Origin of the sequence: Mesorhizobium sp. M0909, assembly GCF_040319515.1 — a bacterium.
In the GTDB taxonomy this organism is placed as follows: Bacteria; Pseudomonadota; Alphaproteobacteria; order Rhizobiales; family Rhizobiaceae; genus Mesorhizobium.
Map to the genome: position 1 here is coordinate 255,860 of NZ_JAMYOA010000005.1, position 14,406 is coordinate 270,265.

Annotated in this window: 15 protein-coding genes; 7 read left to right on the top strand and 8 right to left on the bottom strand. The window is 60.5% G+C overall.

From position 1 onward, the window contains the following. Position 1: 1 nt before the first annotated feature. From NKH83_RS09985 to NKH83_RS10020, 8 genes are all read right to left on the bottom strand, one after another. A complete protein-coding gene (locus tag NKH83_RS09985) occupies positions 2-310 on the bottom strand; it encodes a MocE family 2Fe-2S type ferredoxin (RefSeq protein ID WP_352802953.1) in 309 nt (102 codons plus the stop codon). Between the two features lie 12 nt (positions 311-322). After that, positions 323-1,282: a sugar phosphate isomerase/epimerase family protein gene (locus NKH83_RS09990; RefSeq protein WP_352479339.1), complete on the bottom strand. Its 960-nt coding sequence runs from the start codon at positions 1,280-1,282 to the stop codon at positions 323-325. Then, positions 1,279-2,283, bottom strand: coding sequence for a Gfo/Idh/MocA family oxidoreductase (locus NKH83_RS09995; RefSeq protein ID WP_352802950.1), 1,005 nt, complete (start codon positions 2,281-2,283; stop codon positions 1,279-1,281). Before NKH83_RS09995 ends, NKH83_RS09990 begins: the two co-directional genes overlap by 4 nt. A gap of 138 nt (positions 2,284-2,421) precedes the next feature. After that, on the bottom strand, positions 2,422-3,216 hold the full coding sequence (locus tag NKH83_RS10000) for an ATP-binding cassette domain-containing protein (RefSeq protein ID WP_352803700.1): 795 nt from the start codon (positions 3,214-3,216) through the stop codon (positions 2,422-2,424). Between the two features lie 58 nt (positions 3,217-3,274). Continuing rightward, complete coding sequence (locus NKH83_RS10005; protein ID WP_352704698.1) at positions 3,275-4,297, bottom strand: ABC transporter permease; 1,023 nt, start codon at positions 4,295-4,297, stop codon at positions 3,275-3,277. A 9-nt stretch (positions 4,298-4,306) separates the two neighbouring features. Further along, entirely contained in the window at positions 4,307-5,317 is a 1,011-nt protein-coding gene (locus tag NKH83_RS10010; RefSeq protein WP_352803940.1) for an ABC transporter permease, read from the bottom strand. A gap of 134 nt (positions 5,318-5,451) precedes the next feature. Continuing rightward, a complete protein-coding gene (locus tag NKH83_RS10015; protein ID WP_352509023.1) occupies positions 5,452-6,417 on the bottom strand; it encodes a sugar ABC transporter substrate-binding protein in 966 nt (321 codons plus the stop codon). A 97-nt stretch (positions 6,418-6,514) separates the two neighbouring features. Beyond that, positions 6,515-7,561 (bottom strand): sterol desaturase family protein, encoded by a 1,047-nt coding sequence (locus NKH83_RS10020; protein ID WP_352479343.1) that lies wholly within the window; start codon positions 7,559-7,561, stop codon positions 6,515-6,517. A 34-nt stretch (positions 7,562-7,595) separates the two neighbouring features. Between NKH83_RS10020 and NKH83_RS10025 the strand changes: the two genes are divergently transcribed. The 7 genes from NKH83_RS10025 to NKH83_RS10055 all read left to right on the top strand — a co-directional run bounded on the left by NKH83_RS10025 (position 7,596) and on the right by NKH83_RS10055 (position 14,405). After that, entirely contained in the window at positions 7,596-8,525 is a 930-nt protein-coding gene (locus tag NKH83_RS10025; protein WP_352803705.1) for a substrate-binding domain-containing protein, read from the top strand. Between the two features lie 817 nt (positions 8,526-9,342). Further along, positions 9,343-9,612 carry an acylphosphatase gene (locus NKH83_RS10030; protein WP_352648277.1) on the top strand — a complete coding sequence of 90 codons (270 nt, stop codon included), beginning with the start codon at positions 9,343-9,345 and terminating at the stop codon, positions 9,610-9,612. A 143-nt stretch (positions 9,613-9,755) separates the two neighbouring features. Next, the gene (locus NKH83_RS10035) at positions 9,756-10,406 is read left to right on the top strand and encodes an aromatic ring-hydroxylating oxygenase subunit alpha (RefSeq protein ID WP_352803708.1); all 651 of its coding nucleotides are present in this window, start codon (positions 9,756-9,758) and stop codon (positions 10,404-10,406) included. Next, positions 10,403-11,248: an aromatic ring-hydroxylating dioxygenase subunit alpha gene (locus NKH83_RS10040; protein ID WP_352803710.1), complete on the top strand. Its 846-nt coding sequence runs from the start codon at positions 10,403-10,405 to the stop codon at positions 11,246-11,248. The genes NKH83_RS10035 and NKH83_RS10040 overlap by 4 nt, the downstream gene beginning before the upstream one ends. After that, complete coding sequence (locus NKH83_RS10045; protein WP_254819361.1) at positions 11,245-11,904, top strand: glutathione S-transferase family protein; 660 nt, start codon at positions 11,245-11,247, stop codon at positions 11,902-11,904. Before NKH83_RS10040 ends, NKH83_RS10045 begins: the two co-directional genes overlap by 4 nt. Position 11,905: 1 nt before the next feature. After that, on the top strand, positions 11,906-13,285 hold the full coding sequence (locus tag NKH83_RS10050; RefSeq protein ID WP_352803713.1) for an amidohydrolase: 1,380 nt from the start codon (positions 11,906-11,908) through the stop codon (positions 13,283-13,285). Between the two features lie 25 nt (positions 13,286-13,310). Further along, positions 13,311-14,405, top strand: a complete 1,095-nt coding sequence (locus NKH83_RS10055) for a BMP family ABC transporter substrate-binding protein (RefSeq protein ID WP_352803943.1) — start codon at positions 13,311-13,313, stop codon at positions 14,403-14,405. The last annotated feature ends 1 nt before the right edge of the window (position 14,406 follow it).

Genomic DNA, 14,406 nt, shown 5'->3' on the forward strand with positions numbered 1-14,406 from the left:
CTCAGATCTCGATCATGACGCGGCCATTTTCGACCTTCGTCTTGTACGTCTTGAGATTCTCGCAAGCGGGCGGGGTCTCTACGTCCCCAGTCGTGAAGTCGAAAACGGATGCGTGTTTAGGACACTCCACTGTATTCCCCATTACGAGACCGTCAGCGAGGTGAATACTCTCGTGCGTGCAAAGCCCGTCGGTGCAGAAATATTCGTCCGCATCATTTCGAAAGATCGCAAAGGTGCGACCGCCATGATCGAAGCGCCTGGCTTCCTCGGCTTCGATGTCGGCGGCGGCACAGGCGTCGATCCAAGGCATGGAAACCTTCCTTCAGATGGCTTGCGGTTTGTAGTCGGCGGGGGCGGACGGCATGACTCCCTGCAGTAGCGCCACGGACTTTTCGAGTCCCTCCAGAGAGTTCAGGAGCACGTCCTCATGCTCGATGGAAAGCCAGCCGTCATAGCCGGCCATCTTGAGGCGATAGCAGAATTGCCGCCACCACTCCTCGCCATGGCCGAAGCCAAGCGTGATGTAGCTCCATGACCGGGCTGGAAGATCCATCAGGCTGCCATTCTCGAGCAGAGATGTCGTCGCCTGCACTGGTGCGTTGAGCATCGTGTCCTTGGCATGAACGTGATATACCGCCTCGCCCAAAGATTGAGCCGCCGCCAGCGGGTCGGCACCCATCCAGAACAGATGCGAAGGGTCCAGATTCGCCCCCACGACGGGTCCGACCGCCTGTCGCAACTTCAGAAGCGAGGGCACGTTGAAGACACACTGGTTGCCGTGGAGTTCAAGCGCGATGCGCTCCACGCCGTTCTCTTCAGCCAACGCCACGATCTCGGTCCAGAAGGGAATCAGCTTCTCTTCCCACTGGTATTTCAAAATGGCCTGTGTTTCCGGCGGCCACGACGAGACGACCCAGTTGGGCATTGTATCTGCAGCGTTGCCGGCCGGGAGGCCGCTCATGGTGCAGACCGTCCGGATGCCCATTTCGCCCGCGACGCGAATAGTGGTTTTCAGCCCTTCGCCCTGGGCCGGGTCGGTCGGGTGCAGCGGATTGCCGTTTGCGTTGAGGCTGATGATTTCTAGCCCGCGCGCCTCGAACGCGCCAACGAAGCGCTTCTGGCCTTCCCTGTTGCCCAGCATGGACGAAAGCCGAAAATGCGGCGCGGTGGACCAGCCACAGGTGTTCACCTCGACGCCGGAGACACCCATGCGCTTCGCATGATCCAGCATCGTTTCGAAGGGCAGGTTGCCGAGGCTGTCTGAAACGAAACCCAGCTTCACGCGTAAAACTCCGGCTTTGCGATCATTTGGACGGGTACGCGGCGGCCCTCGTGCAACGCCTTCACGCCCGCCTCGGCAACGACGGCGGCGCAATAACCGTCCCAGCAATTCGCAGCGGTTGCCGGGAACTCACCAGTCATGGCGAAGCGTAGGAAGTCGCGGTTCTGCCGACGGTAGGCATCGGCATAGCGGGTCCGCCAGTCGGAGTCGTAGCTCGTGCTCTGTGTAAGCGCAGAATCGATGCGAGTGTAGGCGACGTTGTTCATCGCAACGGTGCCCCGCTCGCCGATCAGCTCGGCACGGACATCGTAACCATAGGCGGCATTGTTGTTGATCTCGATGTTGACGAGTTGGCCATCGACCGTCTCCAGCACCATGAAGACAGGCGCGACCCGGGCATCTGAGCGCTTCGGCTGGAAGGCCGAAATCGACGCATATTCCGTCGAGAGCACATAGCGCACGACATCGAACTCGTGTGGAGCCGAATTGGTGATAGCCATTGCGCCGGTGAAATCTGCAGCCGGCGTTTCGACATTCCGGTGAAAATTGTGCATCATCAGGGGCCGGCCAAGGCGGCCGTCTGCGAGCGCCCGCTTAATCTCTTCGTAGGAGCGATCGTAGCGCCGCATGAAACCAAGCTGGACGAATTTCGCGCCCGACTTCTGTTCGGCCTCCATCACCGCGATACAGTTAGCGTACGCTTGGGAGAGGGGCTTTTCGCACAACACACGCTTGCCGGCGGCAATACAAGCTTTCGACAGCGGCGCATGCGTGGCATCGGGACTCGCCACGATGATTGCGTCCACGTCCTTCCGCGCGGCAACGCCTTCTGGATCGGTGGAGATGTCGAGCGCACCAAAGGTGTCGGCAACAGTGCGGGCACGCGCCTCATCCATGTCGCACACCAGCTGAAGGCTTGCTCCGGGAAGGTCTTCCGCCACTATCCTGGCGTGGTCGGCGCCCATCACACCGGCACCGATCACCGCAATCCGTATTGTCATATTTCTTCTGCTTTGTTCGACGTGAAGAGGCTGGTGGCGCCAAGGGTCATCAGGGCCGGTCGAAGGCAGAGGTTTCCCGAGGAAAACGATCGGGCCGCCCGCCCATCCAGCTCGAGAGGCGGCGCATTTTCATTGTGATCATGCATGCAATTCATGCTCGATTTCCGCCTCGAGGTCAGCCATGGTTTCACCGCCGGCCATCAGATCGGTGATCTCCTCGCGGGTTTTCTCGCGCTTCCGGAAATCGGCGGCGATCGCACCGCGAATGAGGACGGCGAAATGGTCTCCCACCGCCATGGCGTGCATCACCTGGTGGGTGATGAAGACGACCGCGAGACCGCGCCGCTTGGCTTCATTGACGATGCGCAGCACGTGAGCTGCCTGCTTGACGCCGAGCGCTGCTGTCGGCTCATCGAGGATCAGAACGCGAGCGCCGAAATGCACGGCGCGGGCAATGGCCAAAGACTGGCGTTCCCCGCCTGACAGGCCACCAACAAGCCGGTCACCGTCGTCGATACGCGTGATGCCGAAATCCCGCACCGCTTTCACCGCGATCTCGTTGGCGCGCTTGCGGTCGTAGATCTTGAACGGACACCAACCCTTTGTCGGCTCCAACCCAACGAAGAAGGAGCGGCCGATGCTCATTAAGGGGAACGTTCCGCCGAACTGGTGCACGGTGGCAATGCCCCGCTCCTGCGCAGCGCTCGGACGGTCGAAGCTGACCGCCTTTCCGTCCATCAGTATCTCGCCGCTGGTCGGCTTGTGGACGCCTGCCAACACCTTGATGAGAGTGGACTTTCCTGCGCCGTTGTCGCCGAGGAGACACAAGACCTCACCCCGGCGAATTTGCAGCGAGATGTTATGCAACACGTCGATCGGGCCGAAAGACTTGTTGACATTTTTCAGTTCGAGAATGGCAGGTTTTTCGCTCATAATTATCGCATCTTTCGTTCTTCCAAGCAGTCGCTGATCGCAACTGCAGCCGCATCGCTCAGTGCTGTATGGGTGCCCTCGGCACGCTTTGTTTTGAACCTCGCCGGTAAGACAGAGCCAGTTCCCGGAATGCCTGATTCATCAGCACCGCCGTCAAAAGCATCACGCCGATGATCAGGTTCGACCAGTTCCGGTCGATCTGGGTGAAGTAGATGCCCTGGCTGACAATGGCGAACGTGATGGTACCGACGAAGATGCCGATGACCGAGCCGAACCCTCCCGTGAGCAGCACGCCGCCGACCACCACGGACACGATCGCGTTGAAGATGAAGTTCATTCCGCCGGAAACCTGGGCCGAGTTGAACAGGATCGCCTGGCACATGCCAACGAATGTGGCGCTGACGGCGGACAGCACGAACAGTGCGATGGTCATGCGGCTTGTCGGAATGCCTGCATTGCGGGCGCTGACGCGATCGCCGCCCATTGCAAACAGCCAGTTGCCAAAGCGGGTCTTGTGCAGCACGAAGCCAATGATGACAGCGAACACCACCCACCAGACGATGATGACCTGGTGGCTTCCACCGATAAGCTGTCCGAACAGGAATTTGGCCCATTCGGGCGCGGTGACGGCAACGCTAGCGTTGCCAGTTAGCAACACGGACCCACTGAGCACCAAGCCCTGCATCGCAACCAGGGTGGCGAGCGTAATGATCAACGAAGGCACCGAGGTGCGGATCGTCAGCAAACCATTGACAAGGCCGACCGCCACACCGACCGCCAGGGCGCCGGCCATGCCCACCGCGATGGGCAGGTCATAGTAGCCGCTAAGGATGGCGGTGGTCATAGAGCCCGCGGGAATCAATGCGCCGATGGAGATGTCGAGTTCACCCGAGATCATCAGCAGACCGACCGGAATGGCGACAATGCCGAGATTGGCGGCGAAGTTCACCCAACTCGCCGCCCCAAGGAGTGTGCCCAGGTCCACGCCACCGAAAAATACGAAGAACAGCACCACCCCGATCAGGCTGAGGATCGAGCCTGCTTCCGGGCGGCGCAACAAGGATTTGATTGCCTCAGTCATGGCGGTCCCTCAAGCCTTCTTCGATGAGTAGCTGAGCGCCAGCTGCCGAAAGGTGTCGTTGGTGAGTACGGCGATCAGGAGAAGCGCGCCGATGATGACGCTTCCTATGTTGGGATCGATACTCGTGAAGTAGATGCCCTGGTTTACGATAGAGAAGGTGATCGTGCCGAACACGATACCTACGACAGAGCCAAATCCGCCGGTAAGCAGAACGCCTCCGATGACTACGCACATGATCGAATTGAAGATGAAGGACTGCCCAGCCAGAACCTGAGCGCTCTGGTAGACCATCACCTGGCTGACTCCGACGAACGCGGCGGAAAACCCCGAAAGCATGAATAGACCGATGGTAAGCCGCTTGGTGGGGATGCCCGCGTTGCGCGCGCTCTCCTTGTCGCCCCCGAGTGCATAGATCCAGTTGCCCACGGGCGAGATGTGGAGGAGCCAGAGAAGGGCGGCGATGTAGACGAGCCACCAGAGAATCGTCACTTGGAACATGCCCCCGAGATATTGGCCGAGAAGCATCTTCGTGAGTTCGTCGGGTACCAGCGAGACACCGGTGCTGCCGGCGATCATCACCGTAAGGCCCAGCGTCAGGCCCATTGTGCCGAACATCGTTCCTATTGTGATTATCAGGGACGGGATCGCGGTTCGCGTGACGAACACGCCGTTGATTAAGCCGATGGCGAGACCGAGCCCAAGGGCGGCCGTGATGCCGAGCCAATCAGGCAGGCCATAGTAGCCGGATATGATCGCGGCCGTTAGAGAGGCCGCGGGAATCACGGCGCCGACCGAAATGTCCAGCTCACCAGCGATCATCAGCAGCCCTATCGGCAGAGCGATGATGCCGATCTCGGAGGCGATGCTCAGCCAACTGGCCGTACCGGCTGCTGACAAAAAGCCACTGCCTCCGAATATGGCGAAGAACAAAAAGACTGCGACCATGCCCAGGAACGAGCCCGTCTCGGGCCGCCGTGCCAGACGACCTGGGGCCAGTCCAGAACGGCCGCGATTTGCCATCGGCGTTGGGGTGGATGTCACGGGATGTGCCGTCATGGGTAATCCGCGAGTTATCGAGCGCCAAAAATTGCGGTCGCTATGGAAGTAGAATGCACTGGCCGCCCGCCTCACACGGCGGGCGGCCGTAAGGACACCTAGCGCGCGCCGGCCTTCACGCCGGCAATGGTCAGCTCGACAGTGTTCTTGTCGATGATACCAGGACCGGTGAGGATCTCGCGCGTCGGCACAGTCAGCCCGTAGTTTACCTTGCCATTCAAGATTGAGACGGCGAGATAGCCTTGCCAGTAGCCCTGCTGGTCGATCGCGCAGGCCTGTTTTCCATCCTTGATGTTGTTCAGGATGGTCTCGTCAAAGTTGATGCCGCAGAGTTGAACCTGCCCGGCCTTGCCGGCCTGGGTAATACCGTTCATGGCCGAATTGGCGTCGACATTGCCGATGGTGAACACCGCGGTCACGGCTTGATGCTGCAGCAGATAGGCCTTCACCGCCTGCGCCACTGCTGTTGCCGAGCCGAAGGAGGTAGCTGGCAACGGCAACACATCGGCCTCGCCGCCGCCATTCTTCATCCCTTCCCTAAAGCCACCACAGTAGGCCTCGATATTGGCCGCACCCGGCAGTGTGTTGATGCAGACGCCTTTCTTGTTGCCGGCCTTAGCGAGATACTCGCCGCCGGCGACGCCACCTTTGTAATCGTCCGAGCCGACATAGTTCATAGCGCCGAGGCGATCAGCCGCCTGCAAACCGCCGGCATTGTAGATAACAAGCGGAATGCCAGCGTCCACAACCGCCTTGAACGCCGGATCCATGGCTTCCGGCACCCAGTCCGGACCGACAATGGCGTCGGCCTTCTGGTCGATGGCTTGGCGGATCAGTTCGGCCGCGTCCACACCCAGATTGTCGTAGTTCTGCGGCCCGAGCCAGGTGACTTTACCACCTTGAGCTTCGACCACCTTACCGGCGTCTTCGGCACCACGCTTGACGATTGACCAGAATGGATCGTCCGGCTTGCCGCCGATAACGAAGATGTCGGCGGCGAGCGTGCTGCTGGTGCTGTACGCAGCCAGCACTGCTGTGGACACAAGTATCTTGAAAAGCTTCATAGTCTTCCTCCCGGTTTACCCGCCCCGCGGGTTTCAACAAAAGCCTGGCTGCCCCGCACCCGCTCCTCTCGGGCCTAGCCGAGACAGCGTCTGATCGTCATTCCGCCGGCATTCCAGTGGCCGGGCCGCCGCGGGCTTCCTGCTGCGCGCGCAGCTTTTCTTTCTTTTTGCGGAAGCGCGCCTTCATAGCCTCGTCAGCTTCTTTGCTACCGTCGTGCCAAGTGCCAAAAAGCTTATCGAGAGGAACCAGACCGTCACCGCCGTAGTTCACCTCGAAATACTTGTGGTGCAGGTAGTGGACATAGGAATGGCTATCGAGCTTGATCTTGTCGGTGAGTTCGAAGGTCTCAAACCCAAGATGGCCATTCACCGCTCCGAAGCCGGCCCCATGCAGTGTGAAGTACGCGCAGACAGGGTTGGATGGGATCAGCAGGTGCAGCCAGGCTTCGGCATGGTAGAGGAACCCTTCCACCGGATGCATGGACAGCGACGACCACGGACTGGGGTTGATCGAGTTGTGGTGAACCGAGTGCACCCATTTGTAGAGCGGCGGCCAATGGATGGCGCGGTGCAGGAAGAAGAAATAGATCTCATGCACGGCCGGCGCGATGATGACGAGGAACGATAGGTAAAGCCAATTCGTCGTCCAGGGCAGCCAGACCGCCCAGCTATTAGCGTAGGCCCACAGCATCACGATTTCGACCACGGTCCACAGCGGTATAGTGATGAAAAACGACCGGCTGAAATTGTCGATATTCTGGCTCTGAAACCAGAAGACGTCGGACGGCGCGTCGGAGGGGAATTTTGGATTATACTTGAAGCGCGTCTCTTGCTTGCGCTGGATGTAATAGCGCAGCTCAAAGAACCCGTAGAAGAGAAAAATGCCCCCTGCGTTCAGGCCGTACAGCCAAAGGTAGTTGAGCAGCGAAAATGTTGCCAGGCTGTCCCAGCTCGGAATGAGCAAGTTGACCCAGATGATTGCCGTGGCCATGTGGAAGGCGTTCCAAGGCCACAGAAACTCGGGAAACCAAGCCAGTACCTTCTTGGCGTTGAACGGGCGATGCCAGATCGGCACCGGCTCGGCGCGGCGGTGCGGGACCCAGTTTCCGCGTTTGTCGCGCGTTCCATACTGAAGGTCATCCATCTTAATAGCCTCCTGACCGACCATCCAACCGGCCTTGGACCAGTTCGGGCTTCAATGCAGAGGCGATTCATATGGGCTCGGGGCGATCGACGACCGGGCCAAGAAACTGTCGCCGCATCACCGATTTGGTTTCCTGCTGCAGCAATCGACCCGTGAACTCTACAAACTGTTCGGGAAGAAAATCATCGCAGCTTGTCGCGATCGTCGCGACGAAATTGTTGAGGCCGTCGTCGAGTTTGTGGATCTCCTGACGCCGGAGATTATCTCTAGCCGACTCGTGGCGCTCGGCGACACCTGCGACGTAGTCGCGGTGATCGCACCAGATCACCCTATAATAGGACAGGCAATCCGTTCACTGAAGGAAATGGGGAAGCCCGTTGTTGCTTACATTACGGACCAATCCGCGCCGGAACGAGCGGCCTATGTGGGAACGGACAACTGGAAGCTCGGGCGTACGGCGGCATTCTTGATTGCGCAAACCACCCAAGGTCCGGGTCGCATTGCGGTTTTCATAGGAAATCACCGATATCAATGCCAAGACGTTTCAGATGCCAGCTTCCGTTCGTATTTGCGCGAACACGCTCCGCGGCTCACAGTGGAAGAAAGTCGCCCTACTCATGAGGAATCGAGCGAGGCTTACCGTATGGTGGCCGAACTCCTGAAGACGACTGATGATCTCGTAGGAATTCTGATCGTGGGCGGCGGAATAACTGGAGTGCTCCGTGCGCTTCGAGAGATCCCTGCTGAAAGGCGGGCGGGCATCAAGCTGGTTTGCCGTGACATTGGCCCCGATACGCGAAAAGGCTTGTCCGAGGGAATGATCACTGCAGCTCTTTGTCATCCACTCGAGGCGACCTCGGCTCTCCTTGTGCAGACGATGATTGACGTGATTGGACCGCAAGCACCGGTCGCGACCCTTCAGCGGTCTATACCTTTTGAAATAGTCACGCCGGAAAACATCTGACGCTTTTATCTCGGCGATGATTCAAGCGGTGCTTTGCGGATCGGGCTAGTCCGGCCAAGGCTGCCGATCGCTGGTTCCGAACCTCGTCGAGACTGCATGAACAATTTAAAGGCACCATTCATTATTGGTAGGACGGTCACTGTCGCGCACTGTTGGGGGACGTCCTCGAACTATTGATTTTATTGGCTTTTTCGTGGGCCTAAATCAGAGAGTTTCCCGTATTGTCTCGTATCGTTCCGCCCCCACCGGACGCTTTGAAATTGGCCACACCAAATGCCTGCTTCGCATCATCCACGAAGAGCTGCGCGCCATCTCCGGCGCCGAGCAATCCCGGCTGCAGCGCTTTGAACAACCAACGCTGTGGCCATCGATACAGCCCTTTGCGTGAGCCCTTCAGGAGTTGGCCAACCGCCAGCCGTCGGTGGTTCCTGGCCGACCTCAATGAATTGTACTCCTTTCGTATAAATCAGAAATCTTCCCGCATCGTTCCGTATGGTTCCGCGACCCCGGCGCCACTATTCCGCAGGTGCCGTCTGGCTTGGTTTCCCGAAAATACGCTTTTAGGAAAGTCCTGGAGCCGGATGACCGATCTTGCGACGCAGTTCCGAACCGATCCCTCGATGACGGGCTACCGGACATGGCCCGTCAAAGGTCTGTCGCTTACCAAGGAGCATCGGGACGGCAGCGACCGGTCTTGACCGGTCGGCGAGGATGACGAGCGTCCTTGTCGGCGAAAGATCCGCCCGCCTTTTCACGCCCTTAGCCACGTGATTGGATACGACGTATCTGTATATCAATTTCGTTGCTAGGGTCCTTCATGAACGAGCAAGATCGACGTTTTACACGCGAGCGCATGACAATCCTCGGCGATGTCAAAGCGGCATCCTTTCTTCCATGGATCGAGCGTCATGCCGCCAAGCTCGGCCTCGCGCCGGCAATATTCGTTGCCGGTGCCGACCGGATCGAACTCGACGTTGCCGGTCGTGCGGAACTGGTCGATATGATGGAGATGGGGTGCTCTCTTGGACCAATCGATGTCTGGGTCGAGGCCATTCGTCGGACGCCGATAGAAAACGAATCAGGCTAGGTTTGGGACCAGGGTCTCTGCCTCTTTTTTGGGCATTGTTGCCAGTGCGAAAATATTGTGCAAACGTGATCGGACTGATCGTCATGTCTTGACCGCGAATCTGCATTTGGGAAGATGGGTCGATGTCGTTCGAAGGTTGATGCATGCTGCCCTATCCGTCCGGCTCATGGATGCCAGTTGCCCTCTCCGTGGACTTGCCAGCGGGAACCGTAATGCCGGCGCAAACCCCGGTCGGACCGATCGCCCTTTGGCGAAGCCGGTCCGGCCGCGCGGCGGCCTTCGCGGACAGATGCCCTCATCGCGGCATGCGCCTTTCCCGTGGTTTCGTACGCGGTGAGGCCCTGTCCTGCATTTATCACGGTTGGAGCTATGCCCAGGCCGGAAACTGCTTGCGCATTCCAGCCCATCCGGGCCTGACGCCGCCGGAAACGATTGGTGTCGCAACACAGCCCGTCGAGGACAGCGGCGGAATCATATGGATTTCCGTAGGCGAACCCACCGCTCGGCCGCCGCGGTTCGACGGCCTAGCCCCTCTTCGCTCCATGATAGTAGAGGCGGGCATTGCCGCGCTGGAGTCGGCCGCCGGTACGAAGGCCGACGGAGGCCTGCTCGACTACGCGCAAAATGCCCAGACCCTACGGCTGCTGCTCACCCCCCAGGGGAAAGCGCGGACGCTGATGCATGTTCTGGTCGACGAAGGCACTGGTCCGGCCAAGCGTATCGCTGCGTCGAGGGCAGCCGAGACGCTACGGCGGACCGCCGAAGATATTCTGCGCAGTGGCGTCGCCCAATGACCCGCAACGCGATGATCGACCAATGGTATCCGGTCGGCCTTGCCGGCCGGCTTGACACGCATGAGCGCCAGACGGCGCTCATGGGCGAGCCGATCGGGGTGAGGCTCGGCGCAGACGGAAACGCGAAGGTTACGGGCAGCAACGGACGTGCCCTGCCGGTCTGCATCCGCTACGGCCATGTCTGGTCGTCGCTCGGCGACCCGCAAAAGGCGCTCTTTGCCATCCCCGAGGCTGATCAGCCCGGCCGCCGGCTCGTCGATGTCGGGGTTGTGCGCGTGCGCTGCTCGCCGCTGCGCGCGGTGGAGAACTTCCTGGACATTGCGCATTTCCCCTTCGTGCATACGGACATATTAGGGGCCGAACCGCACACGGAAGTCCCGAACTACAAGGTCGAGATACGGGAGGACGAAGACGAGGTTTGGGCGACCCAGGTGAAGTTCTACCAGCCGCAGGCCGCCAAGTCGGCGGAAGGCGGCATAACTACCGAATACATGTATCGCGTGCCTGCGCCGACCTGCTCGATCCTCTACAAGACCTGCCCGCCGCGCCCGGGTGAATGGGACGTCATCACGCTTTTCGTGCAGCCGCTTGCCGAAGACCTGTGCGACGTCTGGCCGTGGATGGCGTTGTTTGACGACGAAACATCGATGGCAGACCTGATCCATTTCCAGCAGACGATCTTCCTTCAGGACCGGTCGATTCTCGAAAACCAGATCCCGACGCTGCTGCCGCTCGATCCGGGCATGGAGATCCCCACAAGGGCGGACCTGACATCGGTTGCCTACCGGCGCTGGCTGAAACGCCACGGCTACACCTACGGCGCGCAACTGGTGGCGCAATGAAGCTCTACGACTACGTGCTGTCCCCGAGTTGCTACAAGGCGCGCCTGATGGCTGCGCTGACCGGGGTGAAGCTTGACATCCGCCCCGTCGACTTCCATCCCGGCGCCGAGCATCGCGGTCCCGAACTTATGGCGCTCAATCCGGCGGGTTCGATCCCGATCCTGGAGGATGGCGACCTCGTCCTGACCGAATCCTCGGCCATGCTGGTCTATCTTGCCGCGAAGGCCGCACCGCAATGGCTGGGCAACGATACTGCTCTGCAGGCGGCACGTGTCCAGCAATGGCTTTCCTTCTCGCATCGGCTGACCGGCAGCCTGGGGGCGGCGCGCTTGCACGAGATGCTGCTGCGTCCGGGCGATATCGCCACCCTTCATGGGCAGGGGATAGCGGCCCTGCGGGAGCTGGAAGCCGGCCTTGTCGAACAGCATATCCGCGGCCAGCGCTTCCTCGCGTCGGACCGGCCGACGATCGCGGACGTCGCCTGCTTTCCCTATGTGGCGCTGGCGCCGGACGGCGGCGTTTCGCTCGACCCCTATCCCGCGATCCGGCTCTGGTCGCGGGCGATCCGCAGTCTCGAGGGCTTCATTGAGATGCCCGGCATCCACCGGCTGCACGAACTGAAGCCCGAGCCCGTCCTCGAAGCCGGCGAGGCGTGACTTGGCGGGCCACTTGCTGAAGAACTGCGCAGCGGTCATCGTGGACGAGGGCAACGGTCCGGACATCCGGCGCAATGTCGATGTCTTGACCGACGGCCCGGCGATACGGGCCATCGGCGAAGACCTCGACAAGGGAGAGTTGCCCGTCGGGACCGTCACGCAGGACGCCGCCGGCTGGTTCGTCTATCCCGGCCTCGTCAACACCCATCATCACTTCTTTCAATGCTTCGTGCGAAACCGCGCCGATCTGGACTGGACGAAGTTGTCGGTCATCGAATGGCTCGACCGCATCTATCCCATTTTCTCGCGGCTGACCGAGGAATGCTTCTACCACGCTTCGGTCACGGCGATGGCCGAGCTGATAAAGCACGGTTGCACGACCGCATTCGACCATCAGTATTGCTTTCCGTGGAAGGCCGGCAAGCGGCTGATCGACCGGCAGTTCGAAGCAGCCGAACTCCTCGGTATGCGCTTCCATGCCGGACGCGGCGGCAACACGCTGCCGAAATCGAAAGGCTCGACCATCCCCGATGCCATGCTGGAGACGACGGACGAGTTCATCGCCGATTGCGCCCGGCTGATCGACGCCTATCATGATGCCGGCCCTTTCAGCATGGGCCAGGTCGCCATCGCGCCCTGCCAGCCAGTCAACTGCTATCGCGAGACCTTCGTGGAATCGGTGGCGCTAGCGCGTGATCGCGGGGTGCGTATGCATACCCATGTCGGCGAGGGCGAAAGCCCGGTCATCGAGGACCGTCACGGCATGCGGACGGTGGATTACTGCGCGGAGATCGGCTTCTGCGGGCCGGATGCCTTCTATGCCCATTGCTGGGAGCTAACCCACGACGAGCTGCGCAAGATGGCCGCAAGCGGTACCGGCGTCTCGCATTGCCCTGAGCCGGTCTATCTCGTCGGCGCCGAAATCACCGATATCCCGGCGATGTCGGCCTTCGGCCTCAGCATAGGACTAGGTTGCGACGGTGCCGCCTCGAACGACAATTCCAACCTGATGCACTGCATCCATTCCGCCTACATGCTGCAATGTCTGTCGGCATCGACACGCGACCATCCCGTTCCGCCGCCGGCCGATTTTCTCGGTTATGCGACGACCGGGGGCGCGGCGCTGCTCGGGCGCGGCGACATCGGCAGGCTGACGCCTGGCATGGCTGCCGACCTTTTCGCCATCGATACGCGGCGCATGGACTATGTCGGCACGCGGCACGATCCGCTGAGCCTGCTTGCCAAGGTGGGCATCGGCATGCCGACCGACATGACCATGATCAACGGCCGCATCGTCTGGGCCAAGGGCGAGTTCCCGGGGCTCGACGAGGCGCAGCTGTTCGCGGAAGCCGAGGCGGCGCTCGCGACCGTGGAATTCTAAACCGAAAACAAGGGGAACCGACATGCTGACAAATCTAACCCGCAGAACATTGATGAAGGGCGCGGCCGCCTCCGGCCTCGTCGCAGCGGCGGGCGGCCGCGCGCTTGCTGCCGACGAACCTCTGGGCATCGTGCTCGTGGTCCCGTCGCCGGTCGGCGATGTCGGCTGGGGCCGTGCGCTCGCCGACGGGCTCGAGCCGGTGAAGGCAGCCTACGGCGACAAGGTGAAGGTCACCATCATCGAGAATATACAGGAAGGACCGGATGCCGACCGCATCATGAACAAGGTGGTCGCCGACGGGAACAAGTTCCTGATCGCCGGCTCCTTCGGCTACCAGAACGGTGCCCTGCAGATCGCGCGCCGTAACCCCGACGTCACCGTGCTGCATGCTTCCGGTTTCCAGGTAGCGCCGAACTTCTCGCCCTTCGCGGCCCAATATTTCCAGGGTACCTACCTGATGGGCATGGCGGCCGCCGCGCTGTCAAAGACCGGCAAGCTCGGCTCGGTCTCCGCCTTCGCCATTCCCGAACTGATCACCTCCATCAATGCCTTCACGCTGGGCGCGCAAGCGGTGAAACCCGATGTCGAGGTCTCGGTGGTATGGGTGAACTCCTGGTTCGATCCGGCCAAGGAGCAGGAAGCCGCCAAGGCGCTGCTGGCGCAGAAATGCGACGTGATCTTCTCCAACGCGCAGGACACGCCCTCCGTCGTGTCGGCCTGCGAGGAGGCCGGCGTCCCTGCCTTCAACCTCAATTCGTCGATGAAGAAATATGCGCCTAAAGCCTATCTAGGCTGCGTGGCGACCGATTGGTCACCCTTCTTCAAAGCCTCGGTTGACGCCCACCTCGCCGGTAAGTTCAAGGGCGTCAACGCTTTCCTGGGTGTCGGCGACAAGGTTGTAGAGGTCGTTGACTGGAACCCGGGTATCCCGGCCGACATGATGAACAGGATCAAAGAGGTTGAAGCCAAGATCGCCGGCGGCAGCTTCTCGCCCTTTGCCGGTCCGTTCGCCAAGGCCGACGGCAGCGAGGGAGTCCCCGCCGGCAAAACGATGACCGATGCCGAGATCGTCGCAATGGACTGGCACGTCAAGGGTGTCACCACGCCGCTGCCCAAGTAAC